We start from the raw sequence: 19,984 nt of genomic DNA, 5'->3' as shown, positions 1-19,984 counted from the left end.
TGGGCGCCCAAGGGTGCCGGTTCGGGCGCAACGTGCCCCTGTTCGACGTCGCCAGGGAGGACGACGCGAATCTTCTGAGCCCGAATCCCAGCCTGATCAGCCGTCAGCTGCTGCACCGCACGGAATTTCAGCCTGCCACCACGCTCAACCTGCTCGCCGCGGCATGGATCCAGTTCGAGGTGCACGACTGGCTGAGCCACCCGACGACGCCGGACGAGCCGTGGCAGATCCCGACGCGCAACGATGACGGCACGGAAGGGGTGATGTCCGTCCGGCGGACGGAACCCGATCCGAAGCCCGACAAGCAGGGCCCGCCGACCTTCGTCACCGACGACACCCACTGGTGGGACGGTTCCCAGATCTACGGCGCAACAGGGGAGTTCGCCAACGCCCTGCGGTCCTTCGAGGACGGCAAACTGCGGGTCGACGAACTCGGCCTCCCGCCGGCGACCTTGCAAGCGGCCCTGGATCCGACCGGCGTGGCAGCGAACTTCTGGGTGGGGCTCGCGCTGCTGCACTCGCTGTTCATGCGCGAGCACAACGCCATCTGCGACACGCTCGCCGAGCACTACCCCGACCTGACCGACCAGGAGCTGTACGACAAGGCCCGGCTGATCAACGCGGCTCTGATGGCCAAGATCCACACGATCGACTGGACCCCGGCGATCATCGCCCACCCCACGACGACGTTCGCGATGCGTGCCAACTGGTTCGGCGTCTTCGGCGAACGACTCAACCCCTTCATCCGCCGATTCACCAGCAATGAGGTGTTCGCAGGGATCCCTGGATCGCCGACCAACCATCACGACGTGCCGTACTCGCTCACCGAGGAGTTCGTCGCGGTGTACCGCATGCATCCACTGCTGCCCGACGACTACGAGTTCCGCTCCCTGGCCGATGACCGCGTGCTGAGCACGCACGGGCTCGCCGACCTTCAATTCGCGGACGTCCGCCAGCGCCTCTCGGAGACGCCGATGGCTGATTTGCTCTACTCGTTCGGGCGGGCTCATCCCGGCGCCATCACGCTGCACAACTTCCCCGTCCAGTTGACCAACATCGTTCGTGATTCACACACCATCGATCTTGGTGCGGTGGACGTCCTACGGGTACGCGAGCGAGGTGTGCCGCGCTACAACGAGTTCCGCCGCTTGTTCCGGCTCAAGCCCGCCGCCACGTTCGAAGAGCTGACCGACAACGCGGTGTGGGCGCGCGAACTCGAGGACGTCTACGGCGACGTCGAGCGGGTCGATCTCATCGTCGGCATGTACGCCGAGCCGAAGCCGCCGGGTTTCGGCTTCAGCGACACCGCGTTTCGCGTGTTCATCCTGATGGCATCACGCCGCCTCGAAAGCGACCGCTTCTTCACCAGGGACTTCCGGCCCGAGATCTACACGCCCGCCGGGATGGACTGGATTCGGCACAACTCGATGCGCACCGTTTTGCTGCGACACTTCCCCGACCTGGCGCCCGCCCTCTCCGGGGTCAAGAATCCGTTCGCGCCGTGGACCGCCACCGGTGACACCGGCCAACCGACGGGAGCCAACATGGCCGCCCCCACGTACGTTCGTTACCGCGAGGACGTGGAGCAACCCAGAATCGACGAGGAAGGGCTGGTCTTCAAGATCGCAGCCTCGCTGAACACGAACAACGTGTGGGCGCTGAAGAAGTACCGGCACGGCATCCGCGATGCCCACGCCAAGAGTCACGGCCTGCTGCGCGGCGAGCTGACCGTCTATCCGGACCTGCCCGACGAGCTACGACAGGGACTTTTCGCCGAAGCTGCCAGCTACCCCGTCGTGGCTCGATTGTCGAGCACCGCGGGCGCGCTGCGGAGCGACCAGACCAAGGGCATCAGGGGGCTTGGCATCAAGGTCCTCGGCGTCTCCGGGCCGAAGATCCTGTCCGACGACGACACTACCATTCAGGACTTCATCCTCGTCACGCACCGCGAGTTCCCGTTCGCCGACGCTGCGGCGTACCTGAAGCGCGGCATGCCGCTGGCCAAGCTGCTCGCCCGCACACCGGACTCCGTCCTTCAGTTCGCGAGCCGCGTCCTTGCCTGGCTCGGGAACCGCATCCTGCCGCGCGTGGGCCTGCGCCTCCCGAGGGCGTTGGAGTTGTTCGCCAGGCCCAATACGCCGGTGCTCGGCGAGTCGTACTTCTCGTCGTCGGCGTTGCGTTACGGCGACTACATCGCGCGGTTCGCCGTGGTTCCGTCGTCGAAATCGGTGACATCGCTTGCAAGTCAGGTGGTTCCGTCGACGGCGGGTGACGACGCCCACCGTGACATGGTGGTCGACCTGTTCCGCACCGACAGCGCCGAGTACGAGTTCCAGGTCCAGCTCTGCACCGACCTCACCGCCATGCCGGTCGAGGACGCGTCCATCGACTGGCCGGAGGACGCGTCGCCACACCGCGGTGTCGCGAAGCTGACCTTCCCCGTGCAGAACCCGGACACCACGGAGCGGCGCGTGTACGGCGACGACGTGCTCTCCTTCAACTCGTGGCGGGGGCTGGCCGCGCACCGTCCGCTGGGGTCCATCAACCGTCTCAAGAAGCTCGTCTACGACGCGTCCAGCGACTTCCGGCACGAGCACAACAACGTGGAGCGCCGCGAGCCGTCCGACGTCTCCGAACTCCCCGACTAGTCGCACAGCAAATGATCGGTGGCGCAGGCTAACTCGGCCAGCCAACGTTACCCGGCGGTACCTGCTGATTAGCCAGCGAACCGCACGGCCGGCACCTACACTCGCAAACCATGGCCGGCCAATGGCAGATGCTGGATCGCCCTGCCGAGTTCGCTGCGATCAGCCAGGCGCTCACCGACCCTGGCAGTGGCGGCGTGGTACTCGTCGGCCCTGCCGGGGTTGGCAAGACCACCCTCGCCCGCAGTGTGGTGGCTACCCTGCCGTCGGAGGTGCATTGGATCGCTTGCACCGAATCCGCCAGGAGCATTCCGCTCGGCGTCTTCGCCCAGCAGGTGCCGCCATCGGGATCGCGCGACCCGCTGGCTCTCATCGCCTCGGCACGGGAATCGCTTCTCGCAGAACCGGATACCGTCATCGGCGTCGACGACGCGTATCTGCTGGACGAACTGTCGGCCACGCTCGTCCATCAAATCGCCGTCGAGCGGGCGGCGCGGTTCGTAGCGACCATCCGTAGCGGAGAACCCGTTCCCGATGCAGTCACCTCTTTGTGGAAAGACGGCTACCTCAGGCGTTTTGAACTCGCACCGTTGTCCAAGCAGCAAAGCATCGCTCTGGTGGAGACGGTCCTCGGCGGCCGCCTCGAGGGGCTCAGCGCGGACGTCATGTGGGACTCCTCGGGCGGCAACCCGCTGTTCCTCCGGCACCTCGTCGAAGGCGCCGTCGATGCAGGCACGCTGACCGAGGTGTCCGGCGTGTGGCAGTTGAGGGGCGCGACCGTCATTTCCTCGGGGCTGGCCTCGCTGCTCTCACATCGGCTGGACCGCGCCACCACCGAGGTGATGAAGACACTGAAACTCCTGGCCCTGTGCGAACCCTGCGACGTCGACGTCCTGTGTTCGCTGGCCGGCGAGGACGCCGTCGAGGCCGCCGAGGTACAGGGCCTGATCCGCGTCACACAGGATGGCGTCCGCCTCAACGCCTGGTTCAGCCACCCGCTCTATGGCGAGGTGGTCAGGCAGCGCACCGGCACCGCGTCGGCTCGGCGACTGCGCGGCAGCATCGTCACGGCGCTGCGCGACCGCCCGTCCGACACCACCGCTGCCCGCATCCGGCTGGCCCAGCTCTACGTCGACAGCGACCAGACCCCGGATCCGGGCTTGCTGATCACCGCTGCCAAGGACGCAATCTCCCTGTCCAACATTCCGCTCGGAGAGCACCTCGCCCGCTGCGCCCTCGACCACGACGGTGGGCTGCGGGCGGCGGAGGTTCTGTCCAGAGCCCTGCTGTGGCAGGGCCGCCCCTCGGAGGCAGACGACATCCTGGCCCGGTTCGATCCCGACGAGCTCGACGAACTGGCGCTCGTCCAGTGGGGCATCCCGCGGGTGTCGATCCTGTTCTGGTCCATGGGCGCTGTCGGACAAGCACATTCGGTGATGGAGATACTCACCGAGCGGGTCCGGCATCCCGCCCTCAGGTTGGTGGTCCAGGCGACGTCGGCCGCACTTGCCGTGCACGAGAACAGAATCGAAGAGGGCCTGGCGGTCGCCGAGGCCGTGCTGTCCGACCCCGACGCACCCAAACAGGCCTTCGACTTCGCCGCGTTCAGCGCGGGCCTCGCGATGCCGGTGGCAGGTCGCGGCGACGACTTCGAGCCGATCGCGGCGACCAGTAGGGCACAACAGAAGTCGACCGACGGCATGATCAAGGTGATGGTGCGCTACGGCGACGTGCTGGCCCTGACCACCGTCGGCCAGCTTGACCTGGCCGACGAGCGAGCGGCGGAGTACGCGACGTTCTCGTCGTCGGGGCAGCGCCTTGGCTGGGCCATCGCCAGGATCACCGCGGGTGTCGTGGCCACCTACCGCGGCCGTTTCCCCGACGCCATCTCCTCGATCGAGCAGGCGCTCGCGGCCTTGACCGCCGAGGCCTCGCTGCCGTGGCGACTGCCCGCGCGACTACTTCTCGCCAAGAGTTATTCGGCGCTGGGCAACGTCGAGCAGGCCGAGCGCGTCCTGACCGAGGCGGGTGAACACACCGGGCCGTCCGTCGCGATCCACGAACCGCAGGTGCTGATCGCGAAGTCGTGGCTGGCCGCAGCCAAGGGGTCCGAGCGGTCCGCCCTCGACTTGGCAAGGGCCGCAGCTGATCTGAGTCATCGTTCGGGTCAGTACGCCGTCGAGGGCGAGGCGCTGCACCACCTGGCCCGCCTCGGCGACCGTACGGTGGCGGGCCGACTGGACGCGCTTCGCAATCGCATCGCCGGGCCGCTCGCCGACCTGTACGCCAGCCACGCCGCCGCCGTGTCCAGTTCGGACGGGGTGGCGCTGGACGCGGTGAGTGTGGCGTTCGAAGATGCCGGGTTCCTGCTGTCCGCGGCCGACTCGGCGGCCCAGGCCGCCGGCGTGCACGATCGCACGGGCGATCGTCGCCGCAACTCCGAGGCGGCGGCACGAGCGCTACGCCTGGCCGCGGCGTGCGGCGGCGTCCTCACGCCGGCGGTCCGGGCCGCGGCGGCGCCCCTACCGGTGACGTCCCGGGAACGCGAGATCGCGGCCATGGTCGCCGCAGGATTGACCAACCGCGAGATCGCCGAACGCCTGGTGGTTTCGGTGCGCACGGTCGAGGGCCACATCTACCGCGCCTGCATCAAGCTCGACGTCACCGACCGTGAGGAGTTGGGCAAGATCGTGCGGCCCGAGAACAACTAGTTGCGACGCATCCCGCCGAGCATCGACGCGAGCGCACCAAGCACGACGAGCACAACGCCCGCCGCAAGCGTCAGATTCAGCCACAGGTGCAGGTTCCCGATGGCGTGGTCGACCATCGCGGCGGCGACGTTCTTGACGTCAACCGTCGTGGAGTTGAGCGCATCGTCGACGTAGCGCCGTCCCGCCTCGATCGCGGCCCAGCCGCCTGCGCCCACGATCAATCCCGAGACACCAAGGGCGGCAAGAGCCTTGCCCCGGCGCTTGGCCGCAGCCAGCGTCAAGAGCGCGAGCACCGCGGCGAGGATGGCGGCGCCGACACTCACCCACGGACCCCACTTCGCCACGTCCCGCAGTTGGCCAGGGCGAAGTGACTGCGAGACGTTCTCGGTGAGCGGAACCTCCAGCGTCTTCGGCGCCTGGATGCCGAAGTCGGACAGCGTCTGCTGGAACGAACCATCCGCCAGCATCGGCGACAGATCGATCTCCCAGCGACCGGACGAATCGGACTGACCGACCGTGTCGGTGAACATCCAGCGGTGCGCAACCTGATTCGCGAGCGCGAACTGACCGGGAAACCCCGCGCTGGCGGTGTACGCCCGCGCGGCCCCGGTGAACAACGTCTCGTTGACGTCGTAGCCGGAGTTGGCGGACAACGCCATCAGCTGTGAGGTCAGCGCCCCCGCCATCGCCTGCTGCAGGGCGGGGTCCTTGGCGGCCGACGTCGCGAGCGCCGAGTAGCCGGTTTGGTCGACGACGTTGTGCTGCGCCCAGGTCGCGGGGACCGCCACGGCCAGCGCGACGGTGGTGAGGATCCACAACAGGAAGGCCGCAAACCACCGCATTGGTGCGTCCTCCCGTCTGGAACGCAGACCTGTCAGTCGGCCAATGCACGCCCCACGATGAGTGGGTCGGCGCGGCCGACCACCTCGTGATCCTTGTTGTCGTAGTCGAACTTACCGAGGACATAGCGCATGGCGTTGATGCGGGCACGCTTCTTGTCGTTGCTCTTGACCACGGTCCACGGCACGGTGTCGGTATCGGTCAGCTCGAACATGTCTTCCTTGGCCGCGGTGTATGCGTCCCACTTGTCCAGCGAGGCGAGGTCGGTGGGCGAGAGTTTCCACTGGCGCACGGGGTCGACCTGTCGGATCGTGAAGCGGGTGCGCTGTTCGGATTGTGTGACCGAGAACCACAGCTTGGTGAGGCTGATCCCGTCGTTGACCAGCATCTGCTCGAACAACGGGACCTGGCTGATGAACTCGGCGTGCTGATCGGCTGTGCAGAAGCCCATCACCCGCTCGACGCCAGCGCGGTTGTACCAGGACCGGTCGAACAGGACCAGTTCGCCCGCTGCAGGCAGATGCTTCACGTAGCGCTGGAAGTACCACTGCGTGCGCTCGCGCTCGGTGGGCTTCTCCAATGCGACGACGCGGGCGCCGCGCGGGTTGAGGTGCTCCATGAACCGCTTGATCGTGCCGCCCTTACCCGCGGCGTCGCGGCCCTCGAAGACGATGACGTGGCGCAGCCCATTGGTCTGGCTCCACACCTGCAGCTTGAGCAGCTCGATCTGAAGCAGCCGCTTCTGTTCCTCGTAGTCTTGGCGCGACATGCGTTCGTCGTACGGGTAGCCCTCGCGCCAGGTGTCGACGTCGGCTCCGCTGGGGTGGTGCACCAACACGGGGTCGTCATCGTCGTCGTCGCGGACGGAGTAGAACTCAGTCCCTTCAAGCATGGTCACCGGCGCACGATATCGACCCGCGCCGACGTCCGGGTGACGTGGGAGTGAACGGAAGGTGGCGCGGGACTACTTGGCCGCGCGCTTCGGACGGATCAACGCGAACTTCGTCATCATCGTGTTCATCCGCTTCATCGCCTTGAGCGAGTTGTTGTAGTAGTTGCCGCCCGCGCCGACGCTGGTCCGCGGCGAGACGATGGCCTCTTGGCGACAGAACTTGCGCAAGCCGTCGGCGCCGCCGAAGCGTGCCCCGATGCCCGAGGTCTTCCAACCGCCCATTGGTGCGGTGGTGCACATCAGGTTGGAGATCACGTCGTTGACGTTGACTGCGCCGCAATCCAGTTCCAGGGCAACGTCATTGGCTCGCTCGACGTCACGCGAGAAGACCGAGGCGCTCAGTCCGTACGGGCTGTCGTTGGCCAACCGCACCGCTTCGGCAACGGTGGCCACCTTCATGATGGGCAGCGTGGGCCCGAACGTCTCCTCCGTCATGCACGCCATCGAATGGTCGACGTCGACCAGCACCGTCGGCGGGTAGAAGCTGCCGGGACCCGTCGGGCGGGCACCGCCGGTCAGCGCGCGCGCACCCTTGGCGACGGCGTCGTCGACGTGCTTCGCGGTGACGGCCACCTGGCTGTCGTCGATCAGCGCGCCGAAGTCGAAGCCCTCCCCCGCGCCCATCTTCAGGTTCTTCACGTCGCGCACGACGGCGTCGACGAACGCGTCGTAGACCTGCGCGAGAACGTAGACCCGCTCGACGGAGACACACGTCTGGCCGGCGTTGAACATCGCACCCCACACGGCAGCGTGCGCGGCGAGGTCGACGTCGGCGTCCTCGAGCACGATCATCGGATCCTTGCCGCCGAGTTCTAGGCTCACCGGGGTGAGTCGCCTGGCGGCGCGCTCCATCACCTTGGCCCCGGTCGAGCTGGAGCCGGTGAACTGGATGTAGTCGCTGACGTCGACGACGGCCTCGACTGCTTCGCGGGCGCCCTGCACGATCGCCATCACCTCGGGTGCTCCGGAGTCGAGCCAGCCCCGCAGCAGCAATTCAGCGGTCAGTGGGGTGCGCTCGGACGGCTTGAGCAGCACGGCGCAGCCTGCCGCGAGCGCGGCGATGCCATCCATCAACAGGTTGGCGACCGGGTAGTTCCATGGCGCGATGATGCCGACGACCGCACGCGGCCGGTAGTGCACGGCGACCTTCTTGATCGACAGGAACGGTAGCGAGGCCGGCCGGGTCTCCGGCGCCAGCGCCTTCTCCATCGTCTTGATGTAATAAGAGGCGATCATGATTAGCAACGGCACCTCCTGGGCGGCGTCCGTTGCCGACTTGCCGGTCTCCTTGATCAGCAGCGACTCGATCTCGTCGCGGTGCTCACCGAGCCACACGGCATACCGGGCCAGCACCCTCGCGCGGCCTGCGGCGCCGCGCGCCTCCCACTCCCGCTGAGATTGCCGCAATCCCGCGGCGATGCGCGGTACGTCGGCCGGATCGGTCCACCGCACTGTGCCAGCAACCGCGCCCGTGGCGGGGTTGAGGATGTTCGCTCCTGTGTCAACTTCGGGCGTTGCAGTCATACGCCCATGCTAACCGCTGCTGTGATCCAGATCGCAATGGGGTTGACACCTGTCAAGTCCAGCCACCCGAACGGCGATGCAAACCACCGAGGTAGCCAGTAGAACAGCGCCGATGGTGTCGGTGAAGTAGTGGTTGGTGAACGCCTGACCGAACAACCCCAGCACGTTGATGGCAACTGCCGCCACGACTGCCCACAGCGCGGTTCCGAGCAGTATCACCGCCATGCTCGTCACGACGATGGTGAGCGCCACGTGACCGCTGGGATAGGCCAGCCCACCCAACTTCTCGCGGCCGAAGACTTGCTTCAAGATTTGCTCGGAGGCGAGCGCAAGGGCGGGTGTCGCCACGGCTACTGCCGCGAGGCGCCATTGCCGTCGACACAGGAACGCGACCACGACGACTGCACACAAGATCACCACCGCGCGGTCATTGGTGAAGATGAGCAGCTTGCTCAACGACCGGTGCGCGTGTCCGGTGCGAATGAACCAATCGTCGAGCGGAGTCGAACCCTTGCCGACAGCCACCCCGAGCAACACCATCGCGAGGATGCCAATCGGCGGCCACCAGCGAAGAACGTGAGCGACAGTCATCGACGCCGAGGTTACCTGTGATCCGATGACGTTTGCTGAGTTGTCGATCAAGCGACCAGCCCGCGGATGTAGGCCGCCTGCCCGAGGTGCTGCGCGCAGTCGTCGATGATGCTGACGATGCGGGCACTCGCGGTGACAGGCGGCGTCCAGCGGCGGTCCACGATCGCTTCGAGATCCTCCGCGGTGACCGATGCGACGTAGGCCAAGGTCATGGCGTGCACGGCGCGGTAGTACCCGGCGAGGAGGGCCGCCGGCGCCCGGACCTTGGCGACCTCCTCGGAAGTGTGGCCGTAGCCGTGGGCATCCCTCGGGAGGTCGAGCGCGAACCGGTCGACCCAGCCGTCGCGGAACCACACCTGCTCGGTGTCCGCGATCTCGCTGAGCTGAGCGTCCTGAACGCGGGCACTGTGCCACAGCAGCCAGGTGATCGTGTTGGCGCCCGTCGCAGGCTGGTGGTACGCGACGTCATCGGTCAGGCCGTCGGCAAGGTCGTCGGCGTGCTCGATGAGGCGGGTGAACGAATCGCGCAGCAGCTCACGGGCAGCCGCGATGTCGGTGTCAGCCATGGTCGACAACGCTACTACGCCACTTGCATGCCTTGACATTCATATGATTGCGTGGTCATATGAATGAGTGGACGCGTTCGCAGTAGTCGCCGATCCGACTCGACGCCGGATCCTCGACACCCTGCGCGATGCCGACCGCGATGTAGGGGAACTCGTTGTCCAACTTGACATTTCCCAATCACTGGCGTCCAAGCACCTCGCCGTGCTGCGCAATGCGGGAGCCGTGGACGTGCGGGTGGACGGTAAGCGCCGGATCTACCGGCTGGCTGACGATCCACTTCCTGCGGTGCTGGCCTGGGTCACGCCGTACCACCGCAAGTGGTCCATGAGCCTGGACCGTCTGGCCGATCTGATCGAGGAGGAGCAATCATGACGTTGGACGCAACTCTGCGAAGCCACCAGGGCGCTTGGCTTTTGACGATGGAGCGTGACTTCGCTCACCCGCCAGAGGTGGTGTGGCCGTGGCTAACCGAGCCCGAGCGACTGGCACGCTGGTCGCCGGTGGTGCCGGACGGCCCGTTCGACGCCCATGGCCCACGGCAGGTACGGGAGAACCCCGGCGACGATCCCGTCGATGGCGAGGTGCTCACGATCGACCCGCCGCGGGAACTGGTCCACCGCTGGGGCGACGACAACCTGGTGCGCTGGCGCCTCACGCCGACCGCGGCGGGCTGCCGACTGACGCTGGAACAGACGATGCCGCAACGAGATCCGGCCGCCATGAACGCCGCCGGATGGGATGTCTGCCTCGCCGTGCTCGACGAGGTACTCGGCGGCTCCGACACGCCGCGCGCTACCGGACCCGACGCAGCCGCGCGTGGTTGGGCTGCGCTTCGGGACGACTACGCCGAGGCGCTTGGCACCTAGCCTGCCGCCGCGCCGTGAAAGACGGCTTCGACGTTGTTGCCGTCGGGGTCGCGGACGAACGCACCGAAGTAACCGGGGTGGTACTCCGGCCAGATGCGCGGCGCGTGCAACGACTCCGCGCCCAGCTTCAGTGCCGCATCGTAGAACCCGCGGACCTCATCGGTACTGGCGGCTTGGAAGGCGAAGTGGATCGCCGCGCCAACCTCTCGACCGGCGCCGTCCTCCAGCCAGAAGTCGGGCTTGCCGTTGCTGCCGTATCCAATGGCCGGCCCGACGTCCATCTGTCGGCTGTGCCCCAGCACGGCCAACACGGAGTCGTAGAACTCCTTGGACTTCTCATAGTCGGCGCTGATGATTCCGAAGTGATCGATCACGGGCCGATCCTGGCACAGGCCACCGACAACGACCGACAATCCTGGCATCTTGACAGCGAGCAGTCGTACATTCAGGTATGGCGTACGACTTGCTCATTCGCAATGGCACGATCGTCGACGGCTTGGGTGGTGAGCCGTTCGTCGGCGACGTCGCGGTGTCCGACGGCGTGATCGTCGCGATCGGCGCGGTCGACGGCCAGGCCGCCCGCGAGATCGACGCGAGCGGTCTGCTGGTCACCCCGGGCTTCGTTGACCTTCACACCCACTACGACGGTCAGGCGATCTGGTCTGACCGCATGACGCCGTCGTCGGCGCACGGCGTCACGACCGCGGTGATGGGTAACTGCGGCGTCGGCTTCGCACCGTGCCGGGCCGACGATCACGAGACGCTCGTCGATCTGATGGCCGGCGTCGAGGACATTCCCGGTGTCGTCATGGTCGACGGCCTGCCGTGGACGTGGGAGACGTTTCCGGAGTTCCTCGATGCGCTCGACGGCCGTCGACGGGACATCGACGTCGCCGCCTACCTGCCACACTCGCCGCTGCGCGTGTACGTGATGGGGCAGCGTGGCGTCGACCGCGAGGCCGCCACCGCCGAGGATCTGTCCCAGATGCGCAAGCTCGCCGCCGAGGCCGTTCAGGCCGGCGCACTAGGCTTCGCGTCATCCCGGTTGACGCTGCACAAGAGCGAAAGCGGCCAGCCCATACCAAGTTTCAATGCCGGACACGACGAGATCGAGGCGATCGCGCTCGGCGTCAAGGATGCCGGCGGCGGCCTGATTCAATTCGTGCCCGATCTGGTCGCTGGTGATTATGGACCTGCCCTGCAGACGGTTTTCGACGTCGCCGAGGACGTCGGCCTTCCGGTGACGTTCACCTTGGCCATCGGCAACGTGGGTGACCCGTTCTTCGTCGACGGCCTCAACCTCGTCGAGAAGGCCAACGCTGCGGGCGGTGACGTCACCGCCCAGGTGTTCCCGCGGCCCATCGGCCTGGTCATCGGTCTCGAGCTCAGCGGCAACCCGTTCATCCTCTACCCGAGCTACCGCGAACTGGCCCACCTGCCACTGGCGGAGCGCGTCGCCGAGATGCGCAAAACCGAAGTCCGCGAACGCATCCTGGCGGATAGGCCGGCGAGCGACGGGCATCCACTGATGTTCGCCGCCCAGGCCTGGGAGTGGATGTTCCCACTCGGCGACCCACCCAACTACGAGCCCGCCCGCTCGGAGAGCATCGCGGCACGGGCCCTGGCGCGCGGCGTCAGCCCGCTCGAAGAGGCCTACGACCGCGTGCTCGACGATGACGGGCACGCCATGCTGCTCATCACCCTCGCCAACTTCCGGGACGGCTCATTGGACACGGTGGCCGAGCTGATCCGCCGCGATGACGTCGTCCTCGGCCTCGGCGACGGTGGCGCGCATTACGGAATGATTTGCGACGCAAGCTTTCCCACATACATGCTGGCGCACTGGGCGCGTGATCGCGCATCAGGCCGACTGACGGTGGCCGAGGCGGTCCGCGAGCTGACGTCCGTACCTGCCCGGGTCGCGGGCCTGGCCGACCGTGGCCGCATCGCGGAAGGCTATAAGGCAGATCTCAACGTCATCGACCACACCTCACTGACGCTGCACAAGCCCGTCATCGCCCGCGACCTGCCCGCAGGCGGTCGACGGTTGGACCAGACGGCCGACGGCTACGTCGCGACGGTGGTCGCCGGAGAGGTGATCGCCGAAGATGGCGTCCCGACGTCCGCGCGACCCGGCAAGTTGGTTCGCGGCAGGCAGGCCGCACCCGCCTGATCGTCCCGATGCCACGGCGGCGTCTGGATGGCGGCACCGCCGTACATCGGCAGCCGCAGATCTGCACCGTGACGGGCGATCTGGTCCCATGGCCGGTTCAGCCCGAAGGTGCCGTGGGACCTGGCGCGGGTCACGGCGTCCAGATCCAGGCAGTCGATCAACACCTCCTCGCCTGCCCCCGCCCGTTGGCGCACGGTGCCATCGGGATCGACGATGCAACTCGCGCCGACGCCGGCGGGATCGCCTGCATTCACGTTGACGACGAAGACCTGGTTCGTCCACGCGTTGGCGCGGGCGCAGACCAACTCCATTTCGCGGTCGCACGTCGCCGTCAGGGTCGGCTGAATGATGACCTCGGCTCCGAGCCAGGCCAGTTGGCGGGCCGACTCGGGAAACGACCCGTCGTAGCAGATCGCCAGCCCGATCCGGCCGACGCCGGGGATGTCGAAGACGACGAACTCGTTGCCGGGGGTCGTCTGCTCATAGGGCTGCCACGGGAACACCTTGCGGTACGTCGCGGCGATCTCACCGAGCGGCGACACGGCAACCGCGGTGTTGTACACCAGCCCGTCGTCGCCGCGTTCGTAGAGACTACCGGGCACCAGCCACAGGCCGGTCTCCTTGGCGAGCGCGCAGACGCGGTCGGTGGTCGGGCCTCCGACGGGCTCGGCGACCTCGTTCATCCAGTCCGCGCGGGCCTGCAGTAACGGCGCCTCCGCGGCCAGCATCAGTTCGGGCACCACGACGAGTTCGACGTGGGGGAAGGTGTCGCGCACCGCATGAACCCGGGCGCGGAAGCGCTCCCAGCTGGCTTCGATGTCGAAGGCGACCGGAGTCGTCTGGATGGCGGCAATGGTGAGGGTACGCATGATCAGCTCTCTGTGACGTTGAGGTGGGTGACTTGGGCGGGTGCAGCTGGGTGGGTAATGACTGCCTCGCGGCCGCCTTGGAAGAAACCGGGGAAGCGGATCCGGACGACGAGCATGACCGCCACCCCGATGACGATGGCGCCGACTCCGAGCAGGAACACGCCGCCGATGCCGTGAAACGACGTGGCCCCGTAGGCGGGGGCCAGCATGTCGTGCGCGCTGCGAACGAAGGCAGCCAACATGATCACCCCGCCGATCGCCGGAAGGATGCCCTTCAGGAACAGGTCGCGCACCGACGTCGTCAACTGGCGGCGGAAGTACCAGACGCACGCAAGGCCCGTCACTCCGTAGTAGAAGGCAATCAGCAGACCGACCGACAGGATGGCGTCGCCGAGGAAGTTGGCGGAGACCGTGGCCAGCGCCGTCAGCACTACGGCGGCCGCCGCTCCAAAGAACACCGTGCCGAACGCCGGAGTTTGGAACTTGGGGTGAATTCGGGTGAACGCCTTGGGAAGTGCGCCGTGAGCACCCATCGACAACGTGGTGCGAGGGCTGCTGATCGCGCAGGTGAGCAGGGCCGAGATCGCCGAGACGCAAATGGCGAACTCGACCACCTTGGCCAAGACGGTGCCCAGCACTGGCGGCCCGAGGGTGGCAAGCACGTCGGCCGCATTGTCGGGGTTGCCGAGACCGAGCCCATCGGTCCCGGTGCCCGCGAAACTGATGGTGGCGAAGGCGATGAACAGGTACGTGCCGAGCAGTAGCACCGTGGAGATCACCGCGGCGCGTCCAGGGGTCCGATCGCGGTCCTTGGTTTCCTCGTTGACGGTGATGAGCGCGTCCCAGCCCCAGTAGATGAACAGGCAAAGCAACACCGCCTCGGCGAACGGTCCGAAGCCGTCGAACGCCAGCGGGTTGAGCCAGGACAGATTCGGCGTCTCGGCGCCGTCGCGGGCGAAGGCTGCGGCGCCGAAACCACAGAGGGCGACCAGTTGCAGTCCCAGCAGCACGTACTGCACCTCGGCGGCGATCTGTAGGCCGCGATAGGCGATGGCGGTGACGACAGCGAGGATCACGACCGCCGTCGCGATCACCGCGAAGTCGTTGTCCGCCAAAGAATCCAAGCCCAGCAGCGTGAGCAGATAACCCGCGCCGACACGGGCCAGCGCCGTCATGGCGATGACCGTCGCGACCTGCACCACCCAGCCACCCGAGAGCCAACCCGTGTACGGCCCGAACGCCCTCGTGTTCCACACGAACGTGGTGCCGCAGTCGGGCATCTCCCGGTTCAGCTCGCGAAAGGCGAAGGCCGTCAGCAGAATCGGCACGAAGCCGACGAGCAGAGCGGCCGGGGCCAGGTGCCCGACGACCATGACGACGAAGCCGAGCGTGACGGCGATGCTGTACGCGGGCGCGACCGAGGAAAGGCCGAGAGCGACGACGGCCAGCAGTCCGACGGAGTCGGTGCGCAACCCCTTTCCCGACGGCTCCGGTGAACCTTTTGAACCTGTTTCGGCGTCGCTGTGACGGATGGACACGGGCACTCCTCGGCTGGCAGCTATTCGTTAAATATTGATTTAACGAAAGTGTGACGCAGATGTCAACAGCTGGCTCGTTATGCTCTAAATCTCGTTGTAAGGATTCGGGTCGACAAAGGACTGCGCGTGGCACGAAAGAAGGACCAGGAAGCCAAGCGGCTCGTTCTCGGCGAGGCCGTCCGCCGGGCCGTGCTCACCCGCGGTCTGGAAGGTGTGCGCTTGCGCGACATCGCCGAGCACGCGGGCGTCACACCTGCCGCGGTGCTCTACTACGGCGACGTGGACGCTCTGACCTACGACACCTATCAACAGGCGATCGAGCGCTTCAGCCTGGACCGCGAACGCGTCGCGGAAAAATTCGCCGACGCCCGCGACCGTCTTCGGGCCAGCATCGACCACGGCGTGGCCAGCGGCCCCGACGACGAGCTCGTCCGGTTGTTGTTCGAGTTCTATCCGCGGTCGTTGCGCGACCCGAAGGCCGCCGCGCTGGATTCATCGCTCACCGAACGCCAGATCGCGGTCTACAGCGCGATTTTCGTTCTCGGCGAGACTCAGGGGCACTTCACTCTCGTCGACCCGCCGCGCCTGCTCGCCGGTAACGTCGTCGCCATGGAGGACGGGTACCAGATGGAGTTGTTGTCCGGGCGCCGCACTCGCGACGAGGTGAAGGGGTGCCTCTTCTCGTACGCGAGAGCGGTCACCGGCTGCGACATCGGCGGCGCGCCGTGATACGGGTTTCGCCGCTGGCTCCCCCGTGGAGCGATGCCGACGCCGCGGGCATCAATGGTTGGGGCCACCCCGACCGCAGCTACGAGCCACTGCTACTGGTGCGCTGTCTGCAACGCCATCCCGCGCTGGCGGCCAAGCTGCGCAAGCTCGGCGAGGCGCTCTACGTCGAGGCACTCCTGCCACCGCGGGTACGCACGATCGCCATCTTGCGAATCTGTGCCCTGGTCGGCTGCGCCTACGAGTGGGGCGGGCAGGCCGCGTTCTGGGGCCCGATCGCGGGTGTGTCCAACGACGAGTGCGACGCGCTGGTCACCGGCGCCGATGCCGGGTGGTCGGTGTCAGAGCGGGTACTCATCGGCGCGGTCGACGAACTCGAGCGGTCGGGCTCCTGGTCCGATGACACCTGGAAGGCGTTGGGCGACAACCTGGATGACGAGCAGCGGATGGAGTTACTCATCGCCGTCGGCTGGTATCGCACCATCTGCACGCTGTGCAACGGGCTCAATTTGCCGGTCGAGGGTTGGATGAGGCCCTGGCCGTCGTCAGCGACCTGACCGTAGGGCGGGGTGTTGCTTGGCCAGCAGTGGCATCAACAGTCGATGCGGGATCAACTGGAACAGTCGGGTGCTGAGTCGGCTTGGCAGCCCGGCGATCACGTCACCGCGATCGTGCTCGATGGCGTCGATGCCGACCCTTGCGACCTCACGTGAGGGCATCCACATGAACTTCGGAAACGCGTCGGCGAAGGTCTTCTCGTCCATGCCGGCCGACTGCAGGAACTCGGTGCGGACCGGCCCCGGATTGAGCGTGGCGACGGTGACGCCGCTTCCGGTGAGCTCGGCACGCAGACCCTCGCTGTAGGCACGTACGAACGCCTTGGTCGCGGCGTAGCCCGCTTGGCCGGGGAACGGATGAAAGCCGGCCGTCGAGCCAACGTTGAGGATTGCGCCCCGCCCGCGCGGCACCATCTGCTGCACCGCCCTGGTGGTGAGGTCGATGACGGCCTCGACGTTAACCCGCACCTGAGCAATCTCGGCGGTCACCGTCGAGCCAGCCACCGCACCCATGGTGCCGATGCCTGCGTTGTTCACCAGGACCTCGACGGTCAGACCGCGCTCGGCGACGGCGTCGAACAACGTCGCCCGCGCATCGGGGTCCGCGACGTCGCAGGCCAGCACCTCGACGCGGACCGCGTCGCCGAGTTCGGCGGCCAACGCGTGCAGCTTGTCCTCCCGGCGAGCAACCAGGGTGACGCCGTGCCCGCGGGAGACCAGTTCACGCGCGATGTCGGCTCCGATACCCGAGGACGCCCCCGTCACGACGGCAGTTGTGGTCGACGACGGCGGCGGAAGTGGCATGGCTCGAACCTACTAGCCCGTCGACTTTCGATCATCGCGCATCCAAACCTGTTGCCGTTGCCGAAGACGTGAATTGATTGATCCCCGTGACCATCACGAATGACCCCGTCGTCGCCGATGAGAGCCTTGCGATCTCGCCGCAGGCCCGGACCGCGCTGTGGGCCAGCCTGGTCGGTACCACGATCGAGTGGTACGACTTCTTTCTCTACGCCACCGCCGCCAGCCTCGTCTTCAATAAGGCGTTCTTCCCCGACCAGACGACGTTCGTCGGCACGCTGCTGTCGTTCGCGACCTTCGCGGTCGGCTTCCTGGTGCGGCCGATCGGCGGCTTCGTCTTTGGCCACGTGGGCGATCGCATCGGGCGCAAGAAGACGCTAGCTCTCACGATGTTCCTGATGGGCGGCGCGACGGCCCTCATGGGCGTCCTGCCCACCGCCGCACAGATCGGCTTCCTCGCGCCAATCCTGTTGCTGCTCTTGCGCATCGTGCAGGGCTTCGCCCTCGGTGGCGAGTGGGCGGGTGCGGTTCTGCTTGCCGTCGAACACGGCCCACCACGACGGCGCGGCCTGTTCGGCAGTATCCCCCAGGTCGGGCTCGCCATCGGATTGGCCCTTGGTACAGGCGTCTTCGCGCTGTTGCAGTTCGTCCTTCCTGAGGATGCGTTTCTGACGTACGGCTGGCGGATCGCCTTCCTCTTCAGCATCGTGCTCGTGGCATTCGGCGTCGTAGTGCGGTTGCGCGCCACGGAGACACCGGCGTTCGAGAAGGTCCGCGACAGTGACGACCGGGCGGCGGTGCCGCTGAAGGAGGTCTTCAAACCGCCCGTGTTGCGCGCGACCGTACTCGGCATGCTGTCGCGATGGGGTGAGGGCGCCGCCTTCAACACGTGGGGCGTATTCGCCATTTCGTATGCGACCGCAACGCTCAAACTCGACAAGATTCCCGTGCTGCTCGCCGTCACCGCCGCCGCCGTGCTGATGGCACTGCTGATCCCGGTGTCTGGTTTACTGACCGACCGATTCGGCGCCAAGAAGATCTACGCCATCGGAATCGCCGCATACGGGGTGGCCGTCTTCCCGGTCTTCGCCTTGTTCGGCACGAAGAACATCTGGCTCTATGCGGTCGCGCTGCTGGTGGTGTTCGGGGTCATCCACGCGCTGTTCTACGGCGCGGAGGGCACGCTCTACGCTTCACTGTTCCCTGCTCGGATCCGCTACACCGGCCTGTCGACCGTCTATCAGTTGTCGGGCGTCTACGCTTCCGGGCTCACACCCTTGATCCTCACGGCGCTGATCGGTGTCGCGGGCGGGACACCGTGGCTCGCCTGCGGTTACCTGGTCGCGACCGCGGCGATCGCCGTGACGGCCACGCTGCTGCTGAAACCGACGCCGCTCGCCGACATCTAGCGCGACCGTGGGGGCTGTGCACGTGAGAAGCTCCCGATTCGTGCATAGGGCCCACGGTCGAGGTCACACGGGGCAACCCGCCGCGCGTAGCTTCTCGCGGATGCGCTCGATGACTACGTGCGGGCGCCGCAGCATGTCCGCGCTCACCCGGATGACGACCCACCCCGCTGACTCCAGCAGAGCGATCCGTTCGATGTCCCAGGCCCGCTGCCTGCCATCGGTCCAGTGCTGTACACCGTCGTATTCGACCGCGACCTTCCAGGCGCGCCAACCCATGTCGACGCGGATGCGCAGCTCTCGAAACTCGATCTGCGTTTCAGGCCGCGGCAACCCCGCACCGACGACGAGCATCCTGAGCCTGCTCTCCTGCGGCGACTCCGCACCGCCGTCGACGAGCTCCAGAGCGGAACGGAGTCTGGCCGCACCTGGGACACCACGATGCGAATCGGCAACTGCGCCTACCGCCTCGGGGGACGTGCGGGTCGCGTTGAGCAGCGCGTCGATGAGCGGCACGGCCTCACGCAGCGGGCGACTCCGGCCAATGTCGAAAGCGGTGCGAGCGGGTCCGGTCAGCGCCATCCCGTCAACCGTGCAGACCTCCTCCGGTGCGAGATCCCAGGTGTGTACGACGATGCCCGCCGGGGCGTGTCGATCCGCGCGGATGATCTCTGCGGGTGCAGTCGCATCGAGCCACTTCGTGCCGAGCACCGCCGCAGCGGACGTCGTCGCCAGCGTCGCGCCCGTCGACAGCCATGCTGCCCGAGCGCGCAGTCGGGCCGTGAGCTCGACGTCGCGTGCGAGGTACACGTCGCGGTAGATCGCCCTGTGGTGCCGGGCGAGCCCGCGTCGCGTCAGATCGCCACGCCGCACCGCCGCGCTGCCGAGGAAGGGTTGCATGCCGGCCACGGTCGTGGGACCTGCCGACGATCGTGGGCCTCCTGCACGCGATCCGGGCCGCAGCTGTGCATGGAGCCCACACTGTGGACAACGAAAGAGCCCCGGTGCTGCTGACGCAACACCGGGGCTCTCCTCGTAACGGGACTTAGAAGTCCATGCCGCCCATGCCACCGGTCGGGTCGCCCGCGGGAGCGGACGCCTTCTCCGGCTTGTCGGCGACGACGGCCTCGGTGGTGAGGAACAGCGCCGCGATCGAGGCTGCGTTCTGCAGCGCCGAGCGCGTCACCTTGACCGGGTCGGCGACGCCGGCCTTCAGCA

Annotated in this window: 18 protein-coding genes and 2 pseudogenes; 9 read left to right on the top strand and 11 right to left on the bottom strand. The window is 66.9% G+C overall.

Annotated elements, in window-relative coordinates:
• From QOD90_RS24980 to QOD90_RS24970, 3 genes and pseudogenes are all read left to right on the top strand, one after another.
• Window positions 1-1,505, top strand: a pseudogene (locus QOD90_RS24980) (peroxidase family protein); the annotation flags it as partial.
• 39 nt (window positions 1,506-1,544) lie between these two features.
• On the top strand, window positions 1,545-2,648 hold the full coding sequence (locus tag QOD90_RS24975; protein WP_526354125.1) for a catalase family protein: 1,104 nt from the start codon (window positions 1,545-1,547) through the stop codon (window positions 2,646-2,648).
• A 110-nt stretch (window positions 2,649-2,758) separates the two neighbouring features.
• A complete protein-coding gene (locus QOD90_RS24970) occupies window positions 2,759-5,356 on the top strand; it encodes a LuxR C-terminal-related transcriptional regulator (protein WP_526354117.1) in 2,598 nt (865 codons plus the stop codon).
• On the opposite strand, the gene QOD90_RS24965 is transcribed toward QOD90_RS24970, so the two are convergent.
• The 5 genes from QOD90_RS24965 to QOD90_RS24945 form a co-directional block, all read right to left on the bottom strand.
• Window positions 5,353-6,198, bottom strand: a complete 846-nt coding sequence (locus tag QOD90_RS24965; RefSeq protein WP_526354115.1) for a hypothetical protein — start codon at window positions 6,196-6,198, stop codon at window positions 5,353-5,355. The two genes, QOD90_RS24970 and QOD90_RS24965, sit on opposite strands and share 4 nt — an antisense overlap.
• A gap of 32 nt (window positions 6,199-6,230) precedes the next feature.
• Window positions 6,231-7,088, bottom strand: a complete 858-nt coding sequence (gene ppk2, locus QOD90_RS24960; RefSeq protein ID WP_526354123.1) for a polyphosphate kinase 2 — start codon at window positions 7,086-7,088, stop codon at window positions 6,231-6,233.
• Window positions 7,089-7,160: 72 nt separating this feature from the next.
• Window positions 7,161-8,672, bottom strand: a complete 1,512-nt coding sequence (locus QOD90_RS24955; protein WP_526354114.1) for an aldehyde dehydrogenase family protein — start codon at window positions 8,670-8,672, stop codon at window positions 7,161-7,163.
• Window positions 8,673-8,681: 9 nt separating this feature from the next.
• The gene (locus tag QOD90_RS24950) at window positions 8,682-9,263 is read right to left on the bottom strand and encodes a phosphatase PAP2 family protein (RefSeq protein ID WP_526354113.1); all 582 of its coding nucleotides are present in this window, start codon (window positions 9,261-9,263) and stop codon (window positions 8,682-8,684) included.
• A 47-nt stretch (window positions 9,264-9,310) separates the two neighbouring features.
• On the bottom strand, window positions 9,311-9,829 hold the full coding sequence (locus tag QOD90_RS24945; protein ID WP_526354111.1) for a mycothiol transferase: 519 nt from the start codon (window positions 9,827-9,829) through the stop codon (window positions 9,311-9,313).
• A 67-nt stretch (window positions 9,830-9,896) separates the two neighbouring features.
• Here QOD90_RS24945 and QOD90_RS24940 point away from each other — a divergent pair, with 67 nt between their 5' ends.
• Window positions 9,897-10,202, top strand: coding sequence for an ArsR/SmtB family transcription factor (locus tag QOD90_RS24940; protein WP_526354109.1), 306 nt, complete (start codon window positions 9,897-9,899; stop codon window positions 10,200-10,202).
• Window positions 10,203-10,249: 47 nt separating this feature from the next.
• On the top strand, window positions 10,250-10,696 hold the full coding sequence (locus QOD90_RS24935; protein WP_526354121.1) for an SRPBCC domain-containing protein: 447 nt from the start codon (window positions 10,250-10,252) through the stop codon (window positions 10,694-10,696).
• Here the strand turns inward: QOD90_RS24935 and QOD90_RS24930 are convergent.
• Entirely contained in the window at window positions 10,693-11,070 is a 378-nt protein-coding gene (locus QOD90_RS24930) for a VOC family protein (RefSeq protein ID WP_526354107.1), read from the bottom strand. The genes QOD90_RS24935 and QOD90_RS24930 overlap by 4 nt on opposite strands.
• Window positions 11,071-11,147: 77 nt before the next feature.
• On the opposite strand from QOD90_RS24930, the gene QOD90_RS24925 reads away from it, so the two are divergent.
• Window positions 11,148-12,869 (top strand): N-acyl-D-amino-acid deacylase family protein, encoded by a 1,722-nt coding sequence (locus QOD90_RS24925; RefSeq protein WP_526354105.1) that lies wholly within the window; start codon window positions 11,148-11,150, stop codon window positions 12,867-12,869.
• Here QOD90_RS24925 and QOD90_RS24920 read toward each other — a convergent pair.
• Together QOD90_RS24920 and QOD90_RS24915 are read right to left on the bottom strand one after the other, a co-directional pair.
• On the bottom strand, window positions 12,764-13,738 hold the full coding sequence (locus tag QOD90_RS24920; protein ID WP_526354103.1) for a carbon-nitrogen hydrolase family protein: 975 nt from the start codon (window positions 13,736-13,738) through the stop codon (window positions 12,764-12,766). The genes QOD90_RS24925 and QOD90_RS24920 overlap by 106 nt on opposite strands.
• A gap of 2 nt (window positions 13,739-13,740) precedes the next feature.
• Window positions 13,741-15,276 carry an amino acid permease gene (locus QOD90_RS24915; protein WP_526354102.1) on the bottom strand — a complete coding sequence of 512 codons (1,536 nt, stop codon included), beginning with the start codon at window positions 15,274-15,276 and terminating at the stop codon, window positions 13,741-13,743.
• 126 nt (window positions 15,277-15,402) lie between these two features.
• Between QOD90_RS24915 and QOD90_RS24910 the strand changes: the two genes are divergently transcribed.
• Both QOD90_RS24910 and QOD90_RS24905 read left to right on the top strand, forming a co-directional pair.
• Window positions 15,403-16,005, top strand: a complete 603-nt coding sequence (locus tag QOD90_RS24910; RefSeq protein WP_526354100.1) for a TetR/AcrR family transcriptional regulator — start codon at window positions 15,403-15,405, stop codon at window positions 16,003-16,005.
• Window positions 16,002-16,559, top strand: coding sequence for a carboxymuconolactone decarboxylase family protein (locus tag QOD90_RS24905; RefSeq protein WP_526354119.1), 558 nt, complete (start codon window positions 16,002-16,004; stop codon window positions 16,557-16,559). Before QOD90_RS24910 ends, QOD90_RS24905 begins: the two co-directional genes overlap by 4 nt.
• Here the strand turns inward: QOD90_RS24905 and QOD90_RS24900 are convergent.
• Complete coding sequence (locus QOD90_RS24900; RefSeq protein WP_526354098.1) at window positions 16,548-17,363, bottom strand: SDR family NAD(P)-dependent oxidoreductase; 816 nt, start codon at window positions 17,361-17,363, stop codon at window positions 16,548-16,550. The two genes, QOD90_RS24905 and QOD90_RS24900, sit on opposite strands and share 12 nt — an antisense overlap.
• Before the next feature lie 86 nt (window positions 17,364-17,449).
• Here QOD90_RS24900 and QOD90_RS24895 point away from each other — a divergent pair, with 86 nt between their 5' ends.
• Window positions 17,450-18,769, top strand: coding sequence for an MFS transporter (locus QOD90_RS24895; RefSeq protein WP_526354096.1), 1,320 nt, complete (start codon window positions 17,450-17,452; stop codon window positions 18,767-18,769).
• Between the two features lie 63 nt (window positions 18,770-18,832).
• On the opposite strand, the gene QOD90_RS24890 is transcribed toward QOD90_RS24895, so the two are convergent.
• A complete protein-coding gene (locus QOD90_RS24890; RefSeq protein ID WP_526354094.1) occupies window positions 18,833-19,666 on the bottom strand; it encodes an endonuclease domain-containing protein in 834 nt (277 codons plus the stop codon).
• Between the two features lie 145 nt (window positions 19,667-19,811).
• Window positions 19,812-19,984, bottom strand: a pseudogene (groEL, locus tag QOD90_RS24885) (chaperonin GroEL); the annotation flags it as partial.

Origin of the sequence: Mycobacterium sp., assembly GCF_032161845.1 — a bacterium.
In the GTDB taxonomy this organism is placed as follows: domain Bacteria; phylum Actinomycetota; class Actinomycetes; order Mycobacteriales; family Mycobacteriaceae; genus Mycobacterium.
Note: the sequence above shows the minus strand (reverse complement) of the source record. Positions and strands in the feature narration are given on the sequence as shown.

Coding starts and splice junctions, on each gene's coding strand:
- QOD90_RS24945 (WP_526354111.1), bottom strand. CDS start 9,829: ATGGCTGACACCGACATCGCGGCTGCCCGTGAGCTGCTGCGCGATTCG.
- QOD90_RS24970 (WP_526354117.1), top strand. CDS start 2,759: ATGGCCGGCCAATGGCAGATGCTGGATCGCCCTGCCGAGTTCGCTGCG.
- QOD90_RS24935 (WP_526354121.1), top strand. CDS start 10,250: ATGGAGCGTGACTTCGCTCACCCGCCAGAGGTGGTGTGGCCGTGGCTA.
- QOD90_RS24920 (WP_526354103.1), bottom strand. CDS start 13,738: ATGCGTACCCTCACCATTGCCGCCATCCAGACGACTCCGGTCGCCTTC.
- ppk2 (WP_526354123.1), bottom strand. CDS start 7,088: ATGCTTGAAGGGACTGAGTTCTACTCCGTCCGCGACGACGACGATGAC.
- QOD90_RS24925 (WP_526354105.1), top strand. CDS start 11,148: ATGGCGTACGACTTGCTCATTCGCAATGGCACGATCGTCGACGGCTTG.
- QOD90_RS24890 (WP_526354094.1), bottom strand. CDS start 19,666: ATGCAACCCTTCCTCGGCAGCGCGGCGGTGCGGCGTGGCGATCTGACG.
- QOD90_RS24965 (WP_526354115.1), bottom strand. CDS start 6,198: ATGCGGTGGTTTGCGGCCTTCCTGTTGTGGATCCTCACCACCGTCGCG.
- QOD90_RS24950 (WP_526354113.1), bottom strand. CDS start 9,263: ATGACTGTCGCTCACGTTCTTCGCTGGTGGCCGCCGATTGGCATCCTC.
- QOD90_RS24975 (WP_526354125.1), top strand. CDS start 1,545: ATGGCCGCCCCCACGTACGTTCGTTACCGCGAGGACGTGGAGCAACCC.
- QOD90_RS24900 (WP_526354098.1), bottom strand. CDS start 17,363: ATGCCACTTCCGCCGCCGTCGTCGACCACAACTGCCGTCGTGACGGGG.
- QOD90_RS24955 (WP_526354114.1), bottom strand. CDS start 8,672: ATGACTGCAACGCCCGAAGTTGACACAGGAGCGAACATCCTCAACCCC.